This window comes from Rhodobacter flavimaris, from assembly GCF_021378075.1.
Lineage (GTDB): Bacteria > Pseudomonadota > Alphaproteobacteria > Rhodobacterales > Rhodobacteraceae > Rhodobacter > Rhodobacter flavimaris.
The window spans coordinates 86,120-110,644 of record NZ_JAJUOS010000010.1; the positions used below are offsets into that span (position 1 = coordinate 86,120).

Annotated in this window: 16 protein-coding genes and 1 tRNA gene; 12 read left to right on the plus strand and 5 right to left on the minus strand. The window is 66.6% G+C overall.

From position 1 onward, the window contains the following. Positions 1 to 56: 56 nt before the first annotated feature. Positions 57 to 1,121 (plus strand): AbrB family transcriptional regulator, encoded by a 1,065-nt coding sequence (locus LZA78_RS13210; protein WP_233677402.1) that lies wholly within the window; start codon positions 57 to 59, stop codon positions 1,119 to 1,121. 61 nt (positions 1,122 to 1,182) lie between these two features. Here LZA78_RS13210 and dnaE read toward each other — a convergent pair whose 3' ends face one another. Continuing rightward, positions 1,183 to 4,686: a DNA polymerase III subunit alpha gene (dnaE, locus tag LZA78_RS13215; RefSeq protein ID WP_233677403.1), complete on the minus strand. Its 3,504-nt coding sequence runs from the start codon at positions 4,684 to 4,686 to the stop codon at positions 1,183 to 1,185. A 210-nt stretch (positions 4,687 to 4,896) separates the two neighbouring features. Here dnaE and xdhA point away from each other — a divergent pair, with 210 nt between their 5' ends. From xdhA to LZA78_RS13260, 9 genes are all read left to right on the plus strand, one after another. Continuing rightward, positions 4,897 to 6,264, plus strand: coding sequence for a xanthine dehydrogenase small subunit (xdhA, locus tag LZA78_RS13220; RefSeq protein ID WP_233677404.1), 1,368 nt, complete (start codon positions 4,897 to 4,899; stop codon positions 6,262 to 6,264). After that, positions 6,261 to 8,537, plus strand: a complete 2,277-nt coding sequence (xdhB, locus tag LZA78_RS13225) for a xanthine dehydrogenase molybdopterin binding subunit (protein WP_233677405.1) — start codon at positions 6,261 to 6,263, stop codon at positions 8,535 to 8,537. The genes xdhA and xdhB overlap by 4 nt, the downstream gene beginning before the upstream one ends. Next, complete coding sequence (gene xdhC / locus LZA78_RS13230) at positions 8,534 to 9,475, plus strand: xanthine dehydrogenase accessory protein XdhC (protein WP_233677406.1); 942 nt, start codon at positions 8,534 to 8,536, stop codon at positions 9,473 to 9,475. Before xdhB ends, xdhC begins: the two co-directional genes overlap by 4 nt. Continuing rightward, on the plus strand, positions 9,472 to 10,992 hold the full coding sequence (locus LZA78_RS13235; RefSeq protein WP_233677407.1) for an ABC transporter ATP-binding protein: 1,521 nt from the start codon (positions 9,472 to 9,474) through the stop codon (positions 10,990 to 10,992). The genes xdhC and LZA78_RS13235 overlap by 4 nt, the downstream gene beginning before the upstream one ends. Beyond that, positions 10,989 to 12,068 (plus strand): ABC transporter permease, encoded by a 1,080-nt coding sequence (locus LZA78_RS13240; protein WP_233677408.1) that lies wholly within the window; start codon positions 10,989 to 10,991, stop codon positions 12,066 to 12,068. Before LZA78_RS13235 ends, LZA78_RS13240 begins: the two co-directional genes overlap by 4 nt. After that, positions 12,065 to 12,997: an ABC transporter permease gene (locus LZA78_RS13245; RefSeq protein WP_233677409.1), complete on the plus strand. Its 933-nt coding sequence runs from the start codon at positions 12,065 to 12,067 to the stop codon at positions 12,995 to 12,997. Before LZA78_RS13240 ends, LZA78_RS13245 begins: the two co-directional genes overlap by 4 nt. Positions 12,998 to 13,043: 46 nt before the next feature. Then, the gene (locus LZA78_RS13250; RefSeq protein WP_233677410.1) at positions 13,044 to 14,123 is read left to right on the plus strand and encodes a BMP family ABC transporter substrate-binding protein; all 1,080 of its coding nucleotides are present in this window, start codon (positions 13,044 to 13,046) and stop codon (positions 14,121 to 14,123) included. Between the two features lie 150 nt (positions 14,124 to 14,273). After that, positions 14,274 to 15,890 carry an OmpA family protein gene (locus tag LZA78_RS13255; protein ID WP_233677411.1) on the plus strand — a complete coding sequence of 539 codons (1,617 nt, stop codon included), beginning with the start codon at positions 14,274 to 14,276 and terminating at the stop codon, positions 15,888 to 15,890. A 172-nt stretch (positions 15,891 to 16,062) separates the two neighbouring features. Then, positions 16,063 to 17,346, plus strand: coding sequence for an NAD(P)/FAD-dependent oxidoreductase (locus tag LZA78_RS13260; RefSeq protein WP_233677412.1), 1,284 nt, complete (start codon positions 16,063 to 16,065; stop codon positions 17,344 to 17,346). Positions 17,347 to 17,621: 275 nt separating this feature from the next. Here the strand turns inward: LZA78_RS13260 and LZA78_RS13265 are convergent. Next, positions 17,622 to 17,698: transfer RNA gene (locus LZA78_RS13265), tRNA-Met, on the minus strand. Positions 17,699 to 17,834: 136 nt separating this feature from the next. Here LZA78_RS13265 and selD point away from each other — a divergent pair. Continuing rightward, positions 17,835 to 20,000 carry a selenide, water dikinase SelD gene (gene selD / locus LZA78_RS13270; RefSeq protein ID WP_233677413.1) on the plus strand — a complete coding sequence of 722 codons (2,166 nt, stop codon included), beginning with the start codon at positions 17,835 to 17,837 and terminating at the stop codon, positions 19,998 to 20,000. On the opposite strand, the gene mnmH is transcribed toward selD, so the two are convergent. The 3 genes from mnmH to LZA78_RS13285 all read right to left on the minus strand — a co-directional run bounded on the left by mnmH (position 19,990) and on the right by LZA78_RS13285 (position 21,934). After that, positions 19,990 to 21,036: a tRNA 2-selenouridine(34) synthase MnmH gene (mnmH, locus tag LZA78_RS13275; protein WP_233677414.1), complete on the minus strand. Its 1,047-nt coding sequence runs from the start codon at positions 21,034 to 21,036 to the stop codon at positions 19,990 to 19,992. The genes selD and mnmH overlap by 11 nt on opposite strands. Then, positions 21,036 to 21,623, minus strand: a complete 588-nt coding sequence (locus tag LZA78_RS13280) for a L,D-transpeptidase (protein ID WP_233677415.1) — start codon at positions 21,621 to 21,623, stop codon at positions 21,036 to 21,038. Before LZA78_RS13280 ends, mnmH begins: the two co-directional genes overlap by 1 nt. 101 nt (positions 21,624 to 21,724) lie before the next feature. Further along, on the minus strand, positions 21,725 to 21,934 hold the full coding sequence (locus LZA78_RS13285) for a YgaP family membrane protein (RefSeq protein ID WP_233677416.1): 210 nt from the start codon (positions 21,932 to 21,934) through the stop codon (positions 21,725 to 21,727). Positions 21,935 to 22,073: 139 nt separating this feature from the next. On the opposite strand from LZA78_RS13285, the gene LZA78_RS13290 reads away from it, so the two are divergent. Beyond that, positions 22,074 to 24,521, plus strand: coding sequence for a heavy metal translocating P-type ATPase (locus LZA78_RS13290; protein ID WP_233677417.1), 2,448 nt, complete (start codon positions 22,074 to 22,076; stop codon positions 24,519 to 24,521). Positions 24,522 to 24,525 lie beyond the last annotated feature (4 nt).

Sequence of the window (24,525 nt, forward strand, 5' to 3'; positions counted from 1 at the left end):
CTTGTCCTTTCGCGCCCGTGCTGTATGTGTTGGCGCGAACAGGACGCCCGGCGGACATGCGTTTCATCTCTGAACAGATACATCTGCCCACGCTCGGGCTGACGCTGGTCCTCGCGCTGACGGGCGGGCTGATTGGCCAGGCGATCCACCTGCCGCTGCCGATGCTGCTTGGCCCGCTTTTGGCGGTGGCGGCCGCGGCACTTGGGCGCTGGAAGCCGCTCGGCCACCCGGTGCAGTTCCCGATGAAGCTGCGCATGATTTTCATCCCGATCATCGGCGTGGCCATCGGCGGCACCTTCACCCCTGCGATTCTTGAGGAAGCGCGCGGTTGGTGGCCTTCGCTCCTGGCCATAGCGGTGTTCATCCCGGTGGCGCATTTGGTCAGCTTCCGCGCCGTCCGTGCAACCGGAATGGTTGACCCGATCACCGCCTTCTTCGGCACCGCGCCGGGCGGGCTGATCGAGACGGTGCAGATGGGCGAGGAAATGGGCGGCGACGCTGCGATGCTGACCATGCTGCAATTCCTGCGGCTGATCGTGACCATCGTCTGCGTGCCGATCTTCTTCACGGTGATGACCGGCCATGCCGTCGGCTCGGCGGGCGGCGCCACACTGACCCGCACCGCGATGACGCTGGTCGACCTGCCCTGGCTGATCGGCGCGGGGGTCGTGGGCGGGCTGCTTGGCTGGCGCCTCAAACTGCCCGGCGGGATGGTCACCGGCCCGATCCTCGTCTCGGCAATCGTCCACCTGACGGGGCTGGCACAGGGCAGCCCGCCGAACTGGCTGGTGAATGCCACGCAACTCGTGATCGGCGCCTCGCTCGGGGTGCGCTTTGCAGGCATGCCACTTGGCCGCTTCTGGCTTGCGATCCGGCTTGCGGGGCTTTCCACGGCGCTGTCGATCGCGCTGGCAGTCGTCTGCGCCTTTAGCCTCGCGCGCTTCGTCGGCGAACCCCCGGCCGCGGTCTTCCTCGCCTTTGCCCCCGGCGGGCTCACCGAGATGTCACTCATCGCGCTCTCGCTGCAAATGAGCATCGTCTATGTCACCGCCCACCACGCCGCACGCATCCTGCTCGCGGTCGCCGTCGCGCGGCTTCTGGCAGGCAAACTCGCCCGCTGACCCTTCAATGTGGAAAAATATCCCGGGGGGCCGAGGCAAAGCCTCGGCGGGGCAGAGCCCCTTACACCTCTTCGACCATCGCCACGCCGCGAAGCGCGCGGATCGCCCCCTTCACCTGCGGATTGACCGGGAAATCGCGCCCGGCGCTCAGCATGTAGCGGCAGCCACGCTCGGGGTCGAATACGGTGAAACTGATCGGGCCGCGCCCGCGCACCTTGCCCTCGGCCTCGACCCGTTCGAGCAGCGATGCGATCGAGGTCACCGCCTCGGCCGTGTCGAGATGGATCATCAGCCCCGCCCCGCCCGCGTCCGCCGTCACCGTATCAACGGCGCTCGCGGTCTGCGCCAGCATCCGCACGCTTTCGCCCTCGACCTCAACCTTGACGCTCAGCACGACCAGACGTCCGGGCTCAAGCACCCCGCGCGCGGCCTCCAGCGCGTCCGAAAAGAACGTGGCCTCGTAGGGTCCCGACACATCTGACAGCGCGACAAAGGCGAACCGGTTGCCTTTGGCCGATTTCTTTTCGCGGACCGAGGCGACCTCGCCCGCGATCTTGGCAAAGAACGGCCCGTTCAGCGCCTTGGCCTGCACCTCTTCCAGCGTCATGATCTTCTTGCGCTTGAGCGCGGGCATGTAATCCTCAAGCGGATGGCCCGAGAGGTAGAAGCCGATGGCCTTATGCTCCTCGGCCAGACGCTCGCCCGGCAGCCAGTCGTCGGTATCGGCCAGACGCGGCGGCGGCAGATCATCCCCGGCCTCGCCAAACAGCGACACCTGCGCCGAGCCCTTGGCCTCGGCCACCGCCGCAGACCATTGCACGAGGCTGTCGAGACTGCTGAAGACCCGCTTGCGGTTCGGATCGAGCTGATCGAAGGCCCCGGCCCGCGCCAGCATCTCCAAGGGGCGCTTGCCCACCCGCTTCATATCCACCCGGCGGGCGAAATCGCTCAGGTCGCGGAAGGGGCGCTCGCCCCGCGCCTCGACGATCAGCTGCATCGCTTCGACGCCCACGTTCTTGAGCGCACCGAGCGCATAGACCAACTTTTGATCCACCACATCGAAGGTCGCGAGCGAGCGGTTCACGCAGGGCGGCACGATCTCGGCGCCCAACTCCTTCTTCACCTCCTGCGCGTAGATCGCAAGCTTGTCGGTCAGGTGAATATCGCAGTTCATCACCCCGCCCATGAACTCGACGGGGTGGTTCGCCTTCAGCCAGGCGGTGTAATAGGACACCACCGCATAGGCCGCCGCGTGCGATTTGTTGAAGCCATAGTTGGCGAATTTTTCGAGCAGGTCGAAAACTTCGCCGGCCTTCTTCTCATCGACGTTATGGGTCTTCTTGGCGCCCTCGACGAACTTGGGGCGCTCTTTCGCCATTTCCTCAGCGATTTTCTTACCCATCGCGCGGCGCAGCAGGTCGGCGCCGCCCAGCGTATAGCCCGCCATGACCTGCGCGATCTGCATCACCTGTTCCTGATAGACGATGATGCCCTGTGTCTCTGCCAGGATCGGGTCGATGGTGGGGTGCAGTGAGGCCAGCGGCTTCAGCCCGTGCTTGACCTCGCAATAGGTCGGGATGTTCTCCATCGGGCCGGGACGATAGAGCGCCACAAGCGCCACGATATCCTCGATACAGGTGGGCTTCATCTGCCGCAGGGCCGATTTCATGCCCTCGGATTCCACCTGGAACACGGCGACCGTGCGCGCATCGGCATAAAGCCGGTAGGTCTTTTCGTCATCCAGCGGGATGGCGTTGATCAGGTTCTCGGCCCCCTCGGCAGGCTCGTAAAGCCGGTTGCCCGCCGGATCGACATGCAACGGGCGGCCCGATTTGAAGATCAGGTTCATCGCCGACTGAACCACCGTCAGCGTCTTGAGACCGAGGAAGTCGAACTTTACCAGACCCGCCTGCTCGACCCATTTCATGTTGAACTGCGTCGCGGGCATGTCCGAGCGAGGATCTTGATAAAGCGGCACCAGCGCATCAAGCGGCCTGTCCCCGATCACCACGCCCGCCGCGTGGGTCGAAGCGTTGCGCAACAGCCCCTCGACCTGCTGCGCGTAATCCAGAAGCCGTTTCACCACCTCTTCGTTGCGCGCGGCCTCGCGCAGGCGTGGCTCGTCGGCCAGCGCCTTCTCGATGCTGACGGGCTTGACCCCCTCGACCGGGATCATCTTCGAGAGCTTGTCCACCTGCCCGTAGGACATCTGCAAGACGCGCCCCACGTCGCGCACCGCAGCCTTGGAGAGAAGTGCGCCGAAGGTGATGATCTGCCCGACCTTGTCGCGGCCATACCGGTCCTGCACATAGCGGATCACCTCTTCGCGGCGATCCATGCAGAAGTCGATGTCGAAGTCCGGCATCGAGACGCGCTCGGGGTTCAGGAAGCGTTCGAACAGCAGCGAATAGCGCAGTGGGTCAAGGTCGGTGATGGTCAGCGCGTAGGCCACCAGCGAACCCGCGCCCGAACCACGCCCCGGCCCGACCGGAATGTCGTGATCCTTGGCCCATTTGATGAAGTCGGCAACGATCAGGAAGTAGCCGGGAAAACCCATCCCCTCGATGATACCCAGCTCGAACTCCAGCCGCGCCTCGTATTCCGCAACCGGGACGGCATGGGGGATCACCTCAAGACGCGCGCGGAGCCCGTCCCAGGCCTGGCGGCGCAGTTCCTCGACCTCGTCATCGGCGAAACGCGGCAGGATCGGCTTGCGCTTGTAAGCGGCAAAGGCGCAGCGGCGGGCGATTTCTACGGTGTTTTCCAGTGCCTCGGGCAGATCCGCGAAAAGCGCGCACATCTCGGCTTCGGATTTGAAATAGTGCTGCGGGGTCAGGCGGCGGCGCGGCTCGATCTGATCGACATAGGCGCCCTCTGCGATACAGATCAGCGCATCATGTGCCTCGAACATGTCGGCCTTGGGGAAATAGACATCGTTCGTCGCCACCAGCGGCAGCCCGAGATCATAGGCCATCTCGACAAAGGGACGCTCAGTCGCGCGCTCGCCCTCGGTCAGGCGGCCGCCCTCGCCGGGATGGCGCTGCAATTCGACGTAAAGGCGGTTGGGATAGGTTGCGGCAAGCCGCTCCATCAGAAGGCGGGCCTTGCCCGCCTGCCCGGCCTGGATAAGTTTGCCAACCGGCCCCTCGGCCCCGCCCGTCAGGCAGATCAGCCCCTCGGAATGCGCGGCCAGTTCATCGAGCGTCACCTGCGGCAGCTGCCCACCCTTGTCCACGTAAAGGCACGAACTCAGCTTCATCAGGTTCTCGTAGCCCGCCTCGGACTGCGCCAGCAGCACAAGCGGCGCGGGCATACGCGGCTTTTCACCAGGTTGCGCGGGGTCGTATGCGATCGAGACCTGACAGCCCACGATCGGCTGCAAGCCCGCCCCCTGCGCCAGCACCGAAAACTCAAGCGCCGCGAACATCGCATTCGTGTCGGTAACGGCGACCGCGGGCATCTTGGCCGCATCGCACATCTTGATCAGCTTCTTGACGGGCACGGCCCCCTCAAGCAGCGAATATTCGGTGTGAACGCGCAGGTGGATGAATCGAGGAGCGGACATGCCAAACTCATAGCGCGGCAAAAGGTGGTCACGCCAGCCCCATGCGCCCCGCGCCACTGCCCATTAATTGATCATCGGATCAAAATGCGCGCAGCAAGTTGCGCCAAAACACTTGCCAGCACGATTGCCATCGGTTTTGCTGATCCACGCCCTGCTCTACGCCGCATCGAGCGGGGGAACGCGCAATCTGGTAACGCGGCGGATAAACGCATGGATATCTCGTTTCTTCTGAACGGAGAAACCCGGACCGCGCGGATCACGGACCCGACGCAAAGCGTTCTGGACTGGCTGCGGGCGCAAGGCCTGACCGGCACCAAGGAGGGCTGCAACGAGGGTGACTGCGGCGCCTGCACCGTGATCGTGACCGACGATAGCGGTGTGCGCGCGCTCAACGCCTGCCTGATGATGATGCCCCAGCTTGCCGGCAAGGCGCTGCGCACGGTTGAGGGCATTGCCTCGCCCGAAGGCGTTCTGCACCCGGTGCAGAGCGCGATGATCGAACATCACGGCTCGCAATGCGGTTTCTGCACGCCGGGCATCGTGGCCTCACTGGCGGCGGCGCATTGCAACGGGCGCACCGATCATGACGATATTCTGGCGGGCAACCTGTGCCGCTGCACGGGCTATGCGCCGATCATTCGGGCTGCCGTTGCCGCGCAAGACGCGCCCGTCCCCGACTGGATGCACGACACGCCGCCCACTGGCCTGCTGGCCGATCTGCCCGGCGGCTTTCTGCCGCAAAGCGCCGATGACCTCGCCGCGTGGTATCCGGCCAATCCCGATGCCACGCTGATCGCCGGGGCGACCGATGTCGGGCTCTGGGTGACCAAACAGTTGCGCAGCCTGCCCAAGGTCGCCTTCCTCGGCCATTGCACCGATCTGCAAACGATCACCGAGACTGAAACGGGCTACCGCATCGGTGCTGGCGTGACCATCGCCGCCCTGCGGGCTTGGGCTGAGGGGCCGCACCCCGCGCTGGCCTCGCTGCTGCGCCGTTTCGCGTCCGAGCAGGTGCGTCAGGCCGCCACAATCGGCGGCAATATCGCCAACGGCTCGCCCATCGGCGATGGCCCACCCGCGCTGATCGCCATGGGCGCGACGCTGACCCTGCGGCGCGGCGATACGCAGCGCGAGATCGCGCTGGAGGATTTCTTCCTCGACTACCGCAAGCAAGATCGCCTGCCGGGCGAGTTCGTCGAGTCCGTTACCGTGCCCAAGAGCGCCCCGGATCTGGCCTGCTACAAACTCTCGAAACGGTTCGATCAGGATATTTCGGCGGTCTGCGGCTGCTTTAATATCACGCGAAGTGGTTCGACAATTGAAAGCGCGCGCCTGGCCTTCGGTGGCATGGCGGGTATCCCGAAACGCGCGACGGAGTTTGAGGCCGCGCTGCTCGGCCAGCCCTTCACCGAAGAAACGATTCTTGCCGCCCTGCCCGCGCTCGATGCGGATTTCGCACCGCTCAGCGACATGCGCGCCTCCGCCACCTATCGGCGCGAGACCGCCCGCGCCATGGCCCTGCGCTATCTGCGCGACGCCTCGGGCGAGGCAACCTCGGTTCTGGAGGTCTCGGCATGAGCGCCTCGCTGCCCCACGATTCCGCCCGCCTGCATGTCACCGGCCAGGCGCGCTACCTCGATGACATCCCGACGCCCGAGGGCACGCTGCATCTGGCCTTTGGCCTTTCGACCGAGGCCAGCGCCACGATCGACGCGATAGATCTGGACGCGGTGCGGCAAAGCCCCGGCGTGCTGCATGTGCTTCTCGCCGCCGATCTGCCCTTCGCCAACGATGCCTCGCCCGCGCCGCTGCCAGAACCCGTGCTGGCCGAGGGTGAGGTGCATTACATCGGCCAGCCGATCTTTCTGGTCGTCGCCACCTCGCATCGCGCGGCCCGGATCGCGGCGCGCAAGGCGCGCATCAGATATACCCCGCGCCCCGCGATCCTGACCCTCGACGAGGCCCTCGCCGCCGGCAGCCGATTTGAGAATGGCCCCGTCATCTGGGCGCGTGGCGATGCCAAAGCGGCGCTCGCCCAAGCCACCCATATCGCCGAAGGCACCCTTGAGGTCGGCGGGCAGGAGCATTTCTACCTCGAAGGTCAGGCCGCCCTCGCCCTGCCCCTGGATGAGGGCATGGTCATCCATTGCTCGACCCAGCACCCGACCGAGATCCAGCACAAGGTCGCCGAGGCGCTTGGCCTGCACATGCACGATGTCCGCGTCGAGATGCGGCGCATGGGCGGCGGCTTTGGCGGCAAGGAGAGCCAGGGCAACCACCTCGCTATCGCCTGTGCCGTGGCCGCGCGGCTGACCGGGCGTGCCTGCAAGATGCGCTATGACCGCGACGACGACATGGTCATCACCGGCAAACGCCACGACTTCCGCATCCGCTACCGGATCGGCGCCGATGCCGAGGGCCGCGTTCTCGTCGCCGATTTCGTGCAACTGGCGCGCTGCGGCTGGTCGCCCGATCTCAGCCTGCCGGTCTGCGACCGCGCCATGCTGCATTCGGACAACGCCTATTTCATCCCCGCGCTGCGGGTCGAAAGCCACCGGCTGCGCACGAACACGCAATCGAACACCGCCTTTCGCGGCTTCGGCGGCCCGCAGGGGATGCTGGGGATCGAACGCGCAATGGAACATCTGGCGCAGGTCTGCGGCCTTGACCCGCTTGAGCTGCGCCAACGCAACCTCTACCGCGCCGAGGCGCCCTTCCAAAGCACGCATTACGGCCAGCCGGTCGAAGATTGCATCCTGCCCGATCTGATGGCCGATTTGGAGAAATCAGCCGATTATGCCGCGCGGCGCGCGGAAATCGACGCCTGGAACAGTAACAATCGAACCATCAAGCGCGGGCTCGCGCTCAGCCCGGTCAAGTTCGGGATCTCGTTCACGCTGACCCACCTGAACCAGGCGGGGGCGCTGGTCCACCTCTATTCGGACGGCTCGATCAGCATCAATCACGGCGGCACCGAGATGGGCCAGGGCCTGCATCAGAAATGCTGTCAGGTTGCCGCACGGGTCTTTGGCGTGGAGGCCGAGCGGGTCCGCATCACCGCGACCGACACCTCGAAAGTGCCCAACACCTCGGCTACGGCGGCCTCGTCGGGCGCGGATATGAACGGTATGGCGGTGAAAGCCGCCTGTGAAACGATCCGGGCGCGTCTGGCCGATTTCCTCGCCGCGCGCGAGGGTTGCACCGCCTCCGAGATCACCTTTGAAGCGGGCGAGGTGCGCACAGGCACCCGTAGCTTTGCCTTTGACCAGATCGCCAAAGAGGCCTATCTGGCCCGCGTCAGCCTGTCCTCGACCGGGTTCTACGCGACGCCCAAGATCAGTTGGGATCGCGTGAAGGGACAGGGGCGGCCGTTCTTCTACTTCGCCTATGGCGCGGCGGTGACAGAGGTCGCCATCGACACGCTGACCGGCGAGAACCGCATTCTGCGCTGTGACATCCTGCATGACGCGGGAGCCTCGCTGAACCCCGCGCTCGACATCGGCCAGATCGAGGGTGCGTTCGTGCAGGGCGCGGGCTGGCTGACGACCGAGGAACTGGTCTGGAACGATCGCGGCGCGCTGACGACCCATGCGCCCTCGACCTACAAGATCCCCGCCTGCTCGGACCGCCCGCGCATCTTCAACGTGCGCCTGTGGGACGCGCCGAACCGCGAAGAGACGATCTTCCGCTCGAAAGCCGTGGGTGAACCGCCCTTCATGCACGGGATCTCGGCCTTCCTGGCGCTGAACGATGCCTGCGCCGCCTGCGGCCCGCATTGGCCCGACCTGCGCGCCCCCGCCACGCCCGAGGCGGTTCTGGCCGCCGTTCACCGCGCGCGGGGCGATGCATGAGCCTTGACCCCGCATATCTGGCGCGCGCCGCCGCGCAGGGCCCCTTCGTGCGGGTTCTGGTGGCCGCCGTCCAGGGCTCGACCCCGCGTGAGGCCGGGGCCGAGATGCTGGTCTGGCCCGACCGGACCGAGGGCACGATCGGCGGCGGGCAGCTCGAATTCGAGGCGATCACCCGCGCCCGCGCCAACCCGGCGGCGCGGCTTGAGCGCATCCCGCTTGGCCCCGCGATGGGGCAGTGCTGCGGCGGCGCGGTCACCCTGGCCTATGAGGCGATGGACACCGGCAGCATCGCGCGGATCGACGGCGCCCACCATGCGCGTTCGTTGGGCGACGCCTCCGAGATGCCGCTAGCTGTGCGCCGCGCCCTTGCGCGCGCCCGCGACCGGGGCGAGACCCCGCCGCTGTTGATCGAGAACTGGTTGATCGAACCCGTCGCCCCGGCGCGCCAGACGCTCTGGGTGTGGGGGGCCGGGCATGTCGGGCGCGCGGTCGTCAGCACGCTCGCCCCGCTGCCGGATCTGGCGCTAAGCTGGCTTGATACCGGGGCCGGCCGCTTTCCTGCTCTGCCGGACGGCATCACCCAGATGATCGCGGAAAACCCTGCGCATCTGGTCGCTCTGGCGCCGCGCGATGCCCATCACCTGATCCTGACCTATTCGCACGCGCTCGACCTTGAGCTGTGCCACCGCCTGCTGGACCACGGCTTTGCCAGCTGCGGGCTGATCGGTTCGGCCACGAAATGGGCGCGGTTTCGCAAACGTCTGAGCTTGCTAGGACATTCGGACGCACAGATTTCGCGCATTGCCTGTCCAATAGGCGATCCGACTTTGGGTAAACACCCGCAAGCCATTGCGATTGGGGTCGGGGCCGCGCTACTCAGAGAGCTGAGCGCCACCAGAGCCCAAGGGGCCAACCACAAGAAGGATCGCGCCGGGTGACAGGGGACAAACTGCTTCAGATCGAGGGGCTGACCAAGGCCTATCCCGGTGTTGTCGCCAATGATGGCGTCGGCTTTTCCGTCGCGCCGGGCGAGGTGCACGCGCTTTTGGGCGAGAATGGCGCGGGCAAATCGACGCTGGTCAAGATGATCTACGGCCTCGTGAAACCCGACGCGGGCACGATGCACCTGATGGGCAAGCCCTACACCCCGGCCGAGCCGCGTGCCGCGCGGGCCTCGGGCGTGGCGATGGTCTTCCAGCATTTCTCGCTCTTCGAGGCGCTGAACGTGGCCGAGAACGTCGCGTTAGGCATGGAGAACCCGCCGCCGATGGGCGATTTGGCCAAGCGCATCCGCGAGATTTCCAACGCCTATGGCCTGCCGCTCGACCCCGAGCGCCTCGTGGGCGATCTATCCGCGGGCGAGCGTCAGCGGGTCGAGATCATCCGCTGCCTGCTGCAGGACCCCAAGCTTTTGATCATGGACGAGCCGACCTCGGTCCTGACCCCGCAGGAGGTCGAGATCCTGTTCCACACGCTGCGCAAGCTGTCCTCGGAAGGGACCGCGATCCTTTATATCAGCCACAAGCTCGAAGAGATCCGCAGCCTTTGCGACGGCGCGACCATCCTGCGCGGCGGCAAGGTTGTGGCCACCTGCACCCCGCGCGAAAAGACCGCGCGCGAGCTGGCAGAGATGATGGTGGGCGGAGAGTTCAAGGCCACCGACCGCACGCAACGCACCCTTGGCCACACCATTTTCGAGGTGAAAGATCTCGACCTCGCGCCGATGTCGCAATTCGGCCCCGCGCTGAAGAAAGTAACGCTGAGCCTGCGCGCGGGCGAGGTTCTGGGCGTGGGCGGTGTGGCCGGTAACGGGCAGGAGGAACTGCTGGCAACCCTGTCGGGCGAGCGTGTCTCGGCCCCCGGTACGGTCTTGTTGCACGGGCAGGACATCTCAGACCTCGGGCCGAACGATCGCCGCCGCCTTGGCCTGCAAGGCGCCCCCGAAGAACGCCTCGGCCATGCCGCGGTCCCGGCCATGAGCCTGACCGACAACGCCCTTCTGACCGGCACTGTGCGCCGCCCGCTGACCAACAGAGGCTTTCTTGACATGAAGGCCGCGCGGCTTTTCGCCGAAGAGATCATCAAGAATTTCGATGTGCGCACCCCCGGCCCGCATGTGGCCGCGCGCGCGCTTTCGGGCGGGAACCTGCAAAAATTCGTCATTGGCCGCGAGGTGCTGCAATACCCCGAGGTGCTGATCGTGAACCAGCCGACCTGGGGCGTGGATGCCGCCGCCGCGGCCTCGATCCGGCAGGCGCTGCTGGATCTGGCCAGCAAGGGCGCGGCGGTCATCGTAATCAGCCAGGATCTTGATGAGCTGATGGAAATCGCCGACCGGTTCTGCGCGCTGAATGAGGGCCGCCTGAGCGCGCCGCGCGACACCGAGGGGCTGACGCTGGACGAGATCGGACTGATGCTGGGCGGCGCCCACGGGATGCAGGAGGCCGCACTGTGATCACCCTTATCAAACGGCCCACGCCCTCGCGCGGCTGGTCCTACACCACGCCGATCATTGCCGTTCTGGCCACGATGATCGCGGGCGGGCTGATGTTTGCTGCCCTTGGCAAGGACCCCGCGCAGGCGATCCGGATGATCTTCTGGGATCCGCTGTTCGGCCCCAATGCCGCCTATTTCCGGGGCCAGTTGCTGGTGAAGGCGGGGCCGCTGATCCTGATCGCCTCGGGTCTCGCCGTGGGCTTTCGCGCGGGTATCTGGAACATCGGCGCCGAGGGGCAGTATATCATCGGCGCGATCTGCGGCGCCTCGGTCGCGCTGGCGGCTTACCCTGCGGAATCTCACCTGCTGTTCCCCGCGATGATCGTGGCAGGCGCGCTTGGCGGCTGGCTTTGGGGGATGATCCCGGCGGTGCTGAAGGTTCTGTTCAACACCTCCGAGATCCTTGTGTCGCTGATGCTGGTCTATGTGGCGCAGAACCTTCTGGCCTATGCCGCCTTCGGGCCGCTCAAGAACCCGCAGGGCTTCGGCTTTCCCGGCTCGCGCAACCTTCAGCAATACCCCTCGGCGCATAACCCCGAGCTGATCGCGGGCACCGGTGCGCATTGGGGCGTGCTGGCGGCGCTGGTCGCGGTGATCGGCGCCTATATCCTGATGCACCGCCACATCGCGGGCTTCCGCATCCGCGTCGCGGGCGAGGCCCCGCGCGCCGCGCGCTTTGCCGGTGTCGTGCCCGCGCGGCTGGTGATGTTCTGCCTTGGCCTGTCGGGGGCGCTTGCGGGCCTTGCGGGCCTGTTTGAAGTGTCCGGGCCGAGCGGCCAGATCACCGACGGCTTCAATGCGGGCTATGGCTTTACCGCGATCATCGTGGCCTTCCTTGGGCGCCTGCACCCGCTCGGCATCCTGCTTGCGGGCCTCTTGATGGCGCTGACCTATATCGGCGGCGACATGGCGCAGATGATGCTTGGCCTGCCCGGCGCGGCGATCCAGGTCTTCCAGGGGATGCTTCTGTTTTTCCTCTTGGGCTTCGACGTGCTCACCAACTACCGTATCCGCATCGGGAGGGCCCGCGCATGACCCTGGGTGGTATCGATATCATCGTTCTGACCGCCACGTTGATGGCGGCCTCGACCCCGGTCCTGTTGGCCGCGACGGGTGAGCTGATCGCCGAGAAGGCGGGGGTTCTCAACCTCGGCGTCGAAGGGATGATGATAATGGGCGCGATGGCGGGTTTCGCCGTCGCGGTCACCACCGGCAGCCCGGTCGCGGGTTTTCTGGCCGGGGCGGTGGCGGGGGCGTTGATGGCGCTTCTGTTTGCCGTGCTCACGCAGGTGCTGCTGTCGAACCAGACGGCAACGGGCCTTGCGCTGACGCTTTTTGGGTTGGGCCTCTCGGCGCTGTTCGGCAAGGGGTATGAGGGCGTGCGCCCCCCCTCGACCGGCAAGGTGCCCTTCGGCCCGCTTAGCGAGATCCCGGTGATCGGGCCGGTTCTCTTCTCGCATGACTGGGTGGTCTATGCCTCGTTGATCCTTGTCGCCGTGACCTGGGCCTTCCTGCGCTTTACCCGTGCCGGGTTGATCCTGCGCGCCGTGGGCGAAAGCCACGATGCCGCCCATGCGCTTGGCTACCGCGTCATCGCGGTGCGGATTGCCGCGCTGGCCTTTGGCGGTGCGCTTGCGGGCCTTGGCGGCGCTTATCTCAGCCTCGTGCGCGTGCCGCAATGGACCGAGGGCATGACCGCCGGCGCCGGCTGGATCGCGCTGGCCATCGTCGTCTTCGCCAGCTGGCGGGCCGAGCGCGTGCTGATCGGCGCCTATCTTTTCGGTGGCATCACCGCCTTGCAGTTGCAACTGCAAGCCGCCGGTTACGCCATCCCGGTGCACCTGCTGTCGATGGCGCCCTATGTCATCACCATCGTCGTGCTGGTCATCCTGTCTGCCATTCACCGCCACGGGGCGCAGGCCGCGCCTGCCGACCTCGGGCGGTCGTTCCATGCCTCGGCCTGAGGCGTCAATCAGGGGCCGCAAGGCCCGCAACCAACGGGGAGTTCCCATGAACCGCAGATCCTTTCTGACCACCACCGCTGCCCTCGCTCTGGCCGCGACCAGCCTTCCGGCTTTCGCCGAGGAGCCGCTGAAGGTGGGCTTCATCTATGTCGGCCCGGTGGGCGACATGGGCTGGTCTTACCAGCACGATCAGGGCCGTCAGGCGATCGAGGCGGAATACGGCGACAAGGTTGCCACCACCTTCATCGAGTCGGTCCCCGAAGGCCCGGACGCCGAGCGCGTGCTGACCCAGCTGGCGCTGGAAGGTAACAAGCTGATCTTCGCAACCTCGTTCGGTTACATGGACGCGGTGATGAACGTCGCCGCCAAGTTCCCCGACGTGAAGTTCGAGCACGCGACCGGCTACAAGACCGCCGACAACGTCGCCGTCTATGACGCCAAGTTCTTCCAGGGCCGCGCCATCCAGGGCACCATCGCGGGCCGCATGACCAAGTCGAACAAGATCGGCTACATCGCCTCCTTCCCGATCCCGGAAGTCATCCAGGGCATCAACTCGGCCTATCTGCACGCCAAGAAGGTCAACCCGGATGTCGAGATGAAGGTCGTCTGGGCCTACACCTGGTTCGACCCGGCCAAGGAAGCAGACGCGGCCGCAGCCCTGATCGCCGAGGGCGTGGACGTCGTGATGCAGCACACCGACTCGACCGCGCCGCAAGCCAAGGCGCAAGAGGCCGGCAACGTCATCACCTTCGGTCAGGCCTCGGACATGTCGGCCTTCGCGCCGATGCCGCGCGTCTCCTCGACGATCGACAACTGGGCGCCCTATTACGTGCAGCGCGTCGGCGCGATGCTTGATGGCACCTGGGGGTCGGGCGCGACCTGGGGCGGCATCGACACCGGCATGGTCGAGATCGGCGAGATCTCGAGCGCGGTTCCCGAAGAGGTGAAGGCCGAGGCGCTGGCGCTCAAGGATGCGATCGCGGCGGGCACCTATCACCCCTTCACCGGCCCGCTGAACAAGCAGGACGGCTCGGCCTGGCTGGCCGAGGGCGAGACGCCGGATGACGGCGCGCTGGCCGGGATGAACTTCTACGTCGAGGGCATCACCGCCGAACTGCCGAAGTAATCGCGGCGCGGTTCGACCTTGGAGGGCGGGCCTGCGGGTCCGCCCTTCACGTTTGGAAACGAAGATTTGACCCGGTCACCTGGGCCGCTTCCGCGAAGGTCATGCTACTGTGCCCCGAAGCGCGGCCATTGCCGCCGGAAGGGAGAACCGATGAAACGCCTCAGAACCACCACGGCCCTGGTTGCCGGACTGGCCACCCTGATCCCCACGCTCGCCCCGGCGCAAAGCGCGCCCGAGCTGGACGCTGCCGTCTGCATCGCCGAGAAGATCGGCGCGGGCGCAAGCGAGGAAGAGGCCCGCGCGGCCTGCCTGCCCTCAGCCCCTGCCCCCGAGACCGTCGTCGAGGAAGCCGCTCCGGTCGAAGAACCGGCAGCCGAACCCGCCCCTGCCGAGGAACCCGTGGCCGCCGAGCCGGCGCCAGAAGCCGAGGAACCTGCCGCCGAGGCCGCCCCCGAGCCCGCGCCGGAACCCGAGGCGGCGCAGGCCCCGGTCGAAGAACCCGCGCCCGCTGAAACCGCCGCCGAACCCGCTCCGGCGGAAGTGGCCGCGGAACCGGCCCCCGAACCAGCTCCGGCCGAAACCGCAGTTGCGCCCGAAGCCGAGCCGAGCAGCGCTGATGCCTTGAAGAAGGCACTGGCCGCACAGATCGAGGCCCTGCCCCCCGAAGAGGCGCAGGCCGTGCAGCAGCTTGAGGCCGCAATCGAATCCACCGAAAGCGCCGATACCGGTGCGCCGGTCAGCAATGCCGCGCTTGCTGCCGAGGGCACGGCCCCCGCCACAGCCGAGGTGACCGAAGAGGTCATCACCGAGCAAAGCGCCCGCTCCTCGACCGAGGATTTCACCTCGAAGATCGACACCAAGCCGCAGGCCAAGAAAAAGAAGGATGACGGCCTCTCCGATATCGAAAAACTGGCGATCGTCGGCATCGGGGCACTGGCCGTGGGTGCCATCCTGAACAATGGCAGCGAGGTTGCCGTGAACTCTGGCGACCGCGTCGTCGTGCAGAACCCCGATGGCAGCTATCAGGTGATCAAGGACGACAACGCCCTGCTGCGCCAGCCCGGCTCGACCATGCGCACGCAAAGCTTTGCCGATGGCTCGACCCGCACCGTCACCACCAAGGCCGACGGCACGCAGATCATCACGGTCTATGACGCGCAGCGCCGCATCGTGCAGCGCACCCGGATCGACCCGGACGGCAGCCGCTACATTCTGGTCGATGACTCGGTCGGCGCCGATCCGGTCGAAATCACGACCCTGCCGCGCTACAACCTGACCGAGGAGGCCAGCGGCGACGACGCCCTGCGCGCCGCCATCGCGCGCGAGACCGCAACCAACCGCCGCTTTACCCTGGCGCAGGTGCGCCAGATCCCGGCGGTGCGTGCCCTCGCCCCGGCCATCGCGGTGCGCAACATCACCTTCGCGAGCGGCTCGGCCGCGATCCGCCCCGAACAGGCGCGCGACCTCGTGGCCCTTGGCGATGCGATCCGCGCCCAGATCGACGAGAACCCCTATGAGGTCTTCCTGATCGAGGGGCATACCGACGCGGTCGGCAACGCGGCCTATAACCTTGCCCTGTCGGACCGCCGCGCCGAGTCGCTGGCGCTTGCGCTGACCGAGTATTTCGACGTGCCCGCCGAGAACCTCGTGGTGCAGGGCTATGGCGAGCAGTTCCTGAAGGTCGACACCCAGGACGCCGAGGAGGCCAACCGCCGCACCGCCGTGCGCCGCATCACCGACTTGCTGCGAATATCCGCCGCGAACTGAGCGAAAGCCGGGAAAAGGGCGCCTCCGGGCGCCCTTTTCCTAATTCCCCCTAATTTTTCTTGGCGTTTCGCAAGATTGACCTGAATCATGGTGCTTGACAGAAAGTTCACTCATATTCAGGAATGTGAATGCAATCCGGAAGCGGAGTCCGGGCAAACAGGGGGAGTGAAACATGGCACATATCGTGGTGCTCGGCGCGGGTCTTGGCGGCGCCATCATGGCGTATGAACTGCGCGACACGGTGCGCAAGGAAGACAAGATTACCGTCATCACCAAGGACCCGAAGTATCACTTCGTGCCCTCGAACCCTTGGGTCGCTGTCGGCTGGCGCGACCGCAAGGACATCACCGTGGACCTCGCGCCAACGATGGCCAAGAAGGGGATCGAATTCATCCCCGTCGCCGCGCAAAAGCTCCACCCCGAGGAAAACCGCGTCGAGCTGGCCGATGGCCAGTCGGTCTCTTACGATTACATCGTGATCGCGACCGGCCCCGAGCTTGCCTTTGACGAGATCGAGGGTTTCGGCCCCGAGGGTCACACCCAGTCGATCTGCCACATCGACCATGCCGAGGCCGCCCGCGTCGCCTTCGACCGGTTCTGCGAGAACCCCGGCCCGATCATCATCGGCGCCGTGCAGGGCGCGTCCTGCTACGGCCCGGCCTATGAGTTCACCTTCATCCTCGACACCGCGCTGCGCCGCCTGAAGATCCGCGACAAGGTGCCGATGACCTTCATCACCTCCGAGCCCTATGTCGGGCACCTCGGCCTTGATGGCGTGGGCGACACCAAGGGCCTGCTCGAATCGAACATGCGCGACAAGCACATCAAGTACATGACCTCGTGCCGGGTGAAGAAGGTCGAGGAAGGCAAGATGATCGTCGAGGAAATTGCCGACGACGGCTCGGTCAAGGGCGAGAAGGAAATGCCCTTCGGCTTCGCGATGATGCTGCCCGCCTTCCGCGGTATCCCGGCGGTCTCGGGTATCGAAGGCCTGTCGAACCCGCGCGGCTTCACCATCGTGGACAAGTATCAGCGCAACCCGAAATACCAGAACATCTTTGCCGTGGGCGTCTGCGTCGCCATCCCGCCGATGGGTCCGACCCCGGTGCCGGTGGGAGTGCCCAAGACCGGCTTCATGATCGAATCGATGGTCACCGCCACCGCCCATAACATCGGCAATATCGTGCGCGGGATGGAGCCCGACAGCGTCGGCACCTGGAACGCCGTCTGCCTCGCCGATTTCGGCGATCAGGGCATCGCCTTCGTCGCGCAGCCGCAGATCCCGCCGCGCAACGTGAACTGGTCGAGCCAGGGCAAATGGGTGCACTGGGCGAAAGAGGGCTTCGAACGCTACTTCATGCACAAGCTGCGCAAGGGCACGTCCGAGACTTTCTACGAGAAGTTCGCGATGAAGATGCTGGGAATCGACAAGCTCAAGGAAGTCAAGAAGGGCTGAGACCCCAGAGGAGACGGACCCTCGGGTCCGGCCGGGGTCAGTCTGCTGCGGCAGACAAGAGGCGGGCTTTGGCCCGCCTCTGTGCGTTTTGTCGCAGGCGGCTCATGGCGTTTCATAAGCGCCGGGGTTCCCGTTTGGATCGGGTCTTTCAGCATCGAAGCCGAGGAGGACCCAGACAGATCAGGCAACCCGAACCGGCGCAGATTGAACCGTTTAGCCGTTCAAAGCCTGACCGGTCCCGTGGACCTATCTACATGAACGCGAGGGGGGAGAGTTGGTGGCGAGGGGGGGACTCGAACCCCCGACCCCGTGATTATGAGTCACGTGCTCTAACCTGCTGAGCTACCTAGCCACGTTGGCGCGTAGCTAAGCGAAGGCGCGCGGGGCGTCAAGGGCAGAATCAGAGAAAGTCTGCGCGCCGCATGACGAATTGCACATTGGCCTTCGGGCGGCGGCGCGATAGCTCTGGGGCGACGAAGGAGAGACCGATGCAGCCTGCCACCCTGCCCCTGACACGCGATATCGTCCTGATTGGCGGCGGACATACCCATGCGCTTGTGCTGCGCATGTGGGGGATGAAACCTCTGCCCGGCGCGCGGCTGACGCTGATCAATCCGCTGCCTACGGCGGCCTATTCGGGGATGCTGCCCGGCCATATCGCGGGGCATTACCCGCGCGAGGCGCTGCAGCTTGATCTGGTGCGGCTCGCGCGCCATGCCGGGGCGCGGCTGATCCTTGGATACGCCGAGGGGATCGACCGCGAGAACCGGCTGATCCATGTGCCAGGGCGCGCGCCGATCGCCTATGACATCGCCTCGATCGACACGGGCATTACCGCCGAAATGCCCGATATCCCGGGCTTTGGCGCGCATGTAACACCCGCCAAGCCGCTTGATGCCTTTGCCGACCGGTGGGAGGCCTTCGCGACCTCCGCCCCGCCCGGGCCGCGCATCGCCGTGGTGGGTGGGGGCGTTGCGGGCGTGGAACTGGCGCTGGCCTTCGCGCATCGCCGCCCCGATGCGCATGTCAGCGTCTATGAGGCTGCGCCCGAGACACTCACCGCGCTTGGGCGCGGTGCGCGGCAACGGCTGCGCGGCCATTGCGCGCGCCATGGTGTCCGGCTGGTCGAGAACGCGCGCCTGACAGAGGCCCGCGCGGATGGGCTGCGGCTGAGCAACGGCACTTTCGAACCCGCCGAGTTCATCCTTGGAACCGGTGCGACCAAACCGGCTGACTGGCTGCCTGGGACCGGGCTTGATCTGCACGAGGGCTTCGTGAGCGTCGGCCCGACGCTGCAAAGCTCGGACCCCGCGATCTTTGCTGCCGGGGATATCGCGCATCTCGCTTGGGCGCCGCGCCCCAAGGCCGGGGTCTACGCGGTGCGCGAGGCGCCGGTGCTGTTTGACAACCTGCGCGCGGCGGTGAGCGGGCGCGCGATGCGCAGCTACCGGCCGCAGCGCGATTACCTCAAGCTGATCTCGACGGGCGACCAGCGCGCGGTGGCCGACAAATGGGGCCTGCCGCTTGATGGCGCGTGGCTTTGGCGTTGGAAGGACCGGATCGACCGGCGCTTCATGGCGATGGTGGCCGATCTGCCGAACATGCCCCCGCCTGCCCTGCCGCCCGAGCGCGCGCAGGGGATCGAGGAGGTTCTGGGCGCCAAGCCGCTTTGTGGTGGTTGTGGTGGCAAGCTGGGGGCTGCCGCGCTGCGCGAGGTGCTGGCCGATCTACCGCCGCCGCAGCGGGGCGATGTGCGCCTTGGCGCGGGCGGCGACGCGGCGGTGCTGGCGCATGGCTCGGGCGTGCAGATGTTTACCACCGATCACGTGCGCGCCTTCTGCGAAGACCCGTGGCTGCTTGGCCGCGCGGTCGCCATTCATGCGCTTGGCGATATCTGGGCGGCGGGCGGGCAGCCGCAGGCGGCGCTGGCCCAAGTCACCCTGCCGCGCATGGCCGAGGGGATGGCCGCGCGCAGCCTAGCTGAAATTCTGGCTGCCGCGGGCGAAGTGCTGCGCGACGCGGGCGCCGATCTGGTCGGCGGCCACACCAGCCTTGGCGCCGAGGTCATGCTGGGTTTCTCGATCACCGGCCTCGCCGAGCGCCCCGTGGGGCAGGACGGGGCCGAGCCCGGCGATGCGCTGATCCTGACCAAGCCGCTCGGGACGGGTGTCATCCTTGCCGCAGAGATGCTCAAGGCCGCGCCGGGCGAGATCGTGGCCGGGGCTTGGGCGTCGATGGCCACATCCTCGGCCCGTGCGGCGGCAATTCTGGCGCCTGTGGCCCATGCGATGACCGATGTGACGGGCTTCGGGCTTGCGGGTCACCTGCTCGGGCTGTGCCGCGCCTCGGGCGTGGGGGCCGAGCTTGCACTGGCCGATATTCCCCTGCTGCCGGGGGCCGAGGCGCTCTCGGTGGCGGGGCATGGCTCCAGCCTGCTTGCGCAGAATATCGCGGCCTGCGCGGGGGCGATCATCGCGCCCCCCGGTCCACGCACCGAGCTGCTCTATGATCCGCAAACGGCGGGCGGGCTGTTGGCCACCGTGCCGCAGGCGCGCGCGCCAGAGGTGATCGCAGCGCTGCGTGAGGCAGGTTACGGCGCGGCAGCCATCGGGCGGATCGTGGCAGGGGCGCCCCTGTTGCGGATCAGCGGCTGATCGAAGCGGCCGCCGCGATCACGCGCGCGGCCACGCCCTCCAGCGCCTCGGGGGCGAGACTTTCGACGGGTAGCATCGCTTCGGCCTGCGCATGGCGGGCGCGGTGCTTTTCATAGCGCGGATCATAGTGCAGCGCCATCAGCCCCTCGGCCAGTTCGCGATGCGCGCCCTGCCGGGCCAGCGCCTGCCATTGCTCGATCACCTCGGCGGACTGGAACGGGCGAAGCTTGTCGATCAGCGCCAAGAGGCCAGTGTGATCATCCGTGATATCGGCATAGGCCCGCGCCAGATAGCCCGCGCGCTCGGGCAGCGAGGCCGCGATCCGCAGGCGCGGCGCGGCGCAGAGCGCCGACCACACGCCCTTGGGCAGCATGATATTCCCGATGCGAGAGCTTTCCGCCTCGACCAGCACGGGTCGCTCCGGGTCCAGCGCCGCGAGCTCCATCGCCAGCCGCCCTTCGAAACCCTTTTGCGCGGGCTGACCGCCGGGCATCGCCCCGAAGATCGAGCCGCGATGGTTCGCCAGCCCTTCAAGGTCGAGCACCTGCGCACCCTGCCGACGCGCCTCCAGCAAAATCTCGGTCTTGGCCGAGCCGGTATTGCCGTCGAGCACGACGAAGGGCGAGGCCGGGGTCTGCGCCAGGGCTTCGACCACCAGCCCGCGCCAGGTCTTGTAGCCGCCCTCGACCAGTTCGGCCCGCCAGCCAACCTGCCGCAAGATCGTCGCGAAAGACCCCGAGCGCTGCCCGCCTCGCCAGCAATAGACCAAGGGCCGCCAGCCCCCCGACATGCCCGAAAGCGGGCCTTGCAGGTGCCGCGCGGCATTCTGCGCCACCAGCGCCGCGCCGATCTTGCGCGCATCAAAAGGCGAGACCTGCTTGTAGATCGTGCCGACGCGGGCACGCTCTTCATCGTCCAGCACCGGCAGATTGATCGCGCCGGGGATGTGATCCTCGGCGAATTCGGAAGGCGAGCGGACGTCGATGACGGTGTCGAAATCGAGCGCCGCCACCTGCGCCAAAGAGGCAAGTTGCATCAGTAGACCGTCACAGGGGTTCCCACCGCGACCTGATCGAACAGGGCGATGACATGATCGTTGACCATGCGCAGACAGCCGTTCGAAACCGCGTGCCCGATCGACGAGGGCTCGGTCGTGCCATGGATGCGGATCGCCGTATCATGGCCGTTCTGGTAAAGATAGAGCGCCCGCGCGCCGAGCGGGTTCTGCGGGCCGCCCGGCATCCCGTCGGCATATTTTGCGTATTTATCGGGGCTGCGCTGGATCATCTCGGGGGTGGGTTTCCAGCTCGGCCACTCGACCTTGCGGCCCACCACGGCCTGACCGCGGAATTTCAGCTCATCGCGGCCCACGGCCACGCCGTAGCGCATCGCCTTGCCGGGCGCGGTGATGTGATACAGGAAAAACTTGTCCGACACGATGATGATCGAGCCCACGGCCAGATCCGGCTTCACACGCACCTGCGTCGGGTAAAATTGTGAAGCAATCGGCCATTTGGGCGGCGCGGCCGTCTCGATCTGCGCGGTGGATTTGACGGTCTCGGCGCCTGCAACAGCAGGCAGGGTCAGCGCGGCAAGGGTGCTCAGAAAGGTACGGCGATACATCGCGTTCTCCGGTTGCTTGGGGAAAGGCTAGCAAAGGCGCCTTTGGCCCTCAACCGGGAAAGGGCCGGGCGGGTTCCCCCGCCCGATCAATTCCGTGGGGCTTACTTGGCCTCGAAGGCGCAGCCGGTCTTGAAGCCGAGCTTACCGAAGATCATCGCCGCCGGGCAGAAGCCGGTGAAGGCCGATTGGAACAGGTTCGCGCCGATGAAAACGGTGAACCACATAAAATGGGGCGAGACGAACTGGGTCAGCAGAACGCTGAGCAGAACCATCGCGCCGGCGAAGGCGAACATGATGCGGTCGAGAGACATGGGAGGACTCCGTTCAAGGGTTGATATGTCTTGCCCATCACGTAACACCTCCTGAAAACAAATTCAATATCTCGAATATTTAAGCTGTGCTTGACCCCGCCGTCGCACCGCGCCAAGTGAACGCCAAAAGGGGTGCAAGATGAACCAGGCTGTCTCCCACACGACTTTCATCATCGACGGAATGCATTGCGGTGCCTGCACCGGGCGGGTCGAGCGTGCATTGGCCGCCGAGGATGGCGTGACCTCCGCCTCCGCCAATCTGATGGCGCGCTCGGCGCGGGTCGAGTTCGAGGCACCTGCCACGCCCGCCAGCCTGGCCGAGGCTTTGGCCAAGGCGGGATACCCGGTCAACCAGGCCGAGGCGCGGCTGGAGATCGAGGGCATGACTTGCGCCACCTGCACCGGGCGGGTCGAGCGCGCGCTGACCGCAACCCCGGGCGTGATCGCGGCCTCGGTCAACCTGGCCACGCAAAGTGCCGCCGTCACCTATGCGCAGGGTGCGGTGGCGCCCTCGGAACTGGTGCGCGCGGTTGAAGGCGCGGGTTATCACGCGCGGGTGCATTCGCAAGGCGAGGCCGCTGCCCCGGTGGCCGACCGTCAGGCCGCCGAGGCAGAGCGGATCAAGCGCAACGTCCTGATCTCGGGCGCGCTGACGCTGCCGGTCTTCGTGCTGGCCATGGGCGTTCACATGATCCCGGCTTTCCACCACTGGGTCGCCGGCACGATCGGCGAGCGCACAAGCTGGTGGATCCAGTTCGTGCTGACCGCGCTGGTGCTGGCCTTCCCGGGCCGCGTCTTCCTGCGCATCGGCATCCCCGCCCTGCTGCGCGGCGCGCCCGAGATGAACTCGCTCGTGGCGCTCGGCTCGCTGGCGGCATTCCTGTATTCGGCGGTCGTGACTATCGCGCCGACGCTGCTGCCCGCCTCGGCGCGCGAGGTCTATTTCGAGGCCGCCGCCGTCATCGTGACCCTGATCCTTCTGGGCCGCTGGCTTGAGGCCCGCGCCAAGGGCCGCGCGGGTCAGGCAATCTCGCGCCTTGTGGGCCTGCGCCCGACCACGGCCAAGGTCGAGCGCGCCTCGGGCGTGATCGAATTGCCGGTCGAGGAACTCGCGCCGGGCGACATCATCCAGCTGGCGCCGGGCGAGCGTGTCGCCGTCGATGGCGAGGTGATCGAGGGGCACGGCTGGATCGACGAATCGATGCTGACGGGCGAGCCTGCCCCGGTCGAGAAAACCCCAGGCGCCAAGGTCACCGGCGGCACCGTCAACGGCCCCTCGGCGCTCAGCTTCCGCGTGACGGCAACGGGTGGCGACACGGTGCTGTCGCGCATCATCGCGCTGGTCGAAGAGGCGCAGGGCGGCAAGCTGCCGGTGCAGGCGCTGGTGGACAAGGTCACGCGGGTATTCGTGCCGGTGGTCATGGCGCTCTCGGTGCTGACCTTCGCGATCTGGATGCTCGCCGGTCAGGGCTTCACCCATGCACTGGTCGCCGCGATCTCTGTGATGATCATCGCCTGCCCCTGCGCGATGGGTCTGGCCACGCCGGTCTCGATCCTTGTCGGCACCGGGCGCGGGGCGGAACTGGGGCTGCTCTTCCGTCGCGGTGACGCGTTGCAACGCCTCTCCGAGGTCGAAATCGTCGCCTTCGACAAGACCGGCACCCTGACCGAGGGCCACCCGGCCCTGACTGACTTTCTGCCCGCCAGCCCGCAATTCACCCCTGACGAAATCCTCGCTATTGCTGCCGGGGCCGAGGCGCGCTCGGAGCACCCGCTGGCGCAGGCGATCCTGACCGAGGCAGAGGCCCGCGGCGTCACCCCCGCAAAATCGCGCGGCGCCAAGGCGCTGCCGGGCCGGGGGCTTTCCGCCAAGGTGGACGGGCGCGAGGTGCTTCTGGGCAATGCCCGCGCGATGGAAGAGGCGGGCATCGATTGCGCCATGCTGAGCCCCGCCGCACAGGCGCTGGCAAGCGAGGGCAAGACCCCGGTCTGGCTGGCCGTGGATGGCACACTGGCCGCGCTGATGGCGGTCTCGGACCCGCTCAAGAAATACGCCCATGATGCGGTGGCCGCGCTGCAATATGACGGGGCCGAGGTCGCGCTGATCTCGGGCGACACAAAGGCCACGGTCGAGGCCGTGGGGCGTCAGCTCGGCATTCTGCGCGTGATCGCAGGCGTGCTGCCCGAGGGCAAGGTCGAGGCGGTCAACTCGCTGCGCGAGCGCGGGCCGACGGCCTTCGTGGGCGACGGGATCAACGACGCCCCTGCACTGGCGGCGGCGGATGTGGGCATCGCCATCGGCACCGGCACCGATGTAGCCATCGAGGCCGCCGAAGTCGTGCTGATGCATGGCGACCCGCAAGGTGTGGCGCGCGCCTTCGCCCTGTCGCGTGCAACCATGCGTAATATCAAGCAAAACCTGTTCTGGGCCTTTGCCTACAACACCGCGCTGATCCCGGTGGCCATGGGCATTCTGGTGCCCTTCGGCGGTCCCGGCCTCTCGCCGATGCTAGCGGCGGGCGCGATGGCGTTTTCCTCGGTCTTCGTGGTTACGAACGCGCTACGCCTGCGCCGCGCGGGTGCCTGAGGGA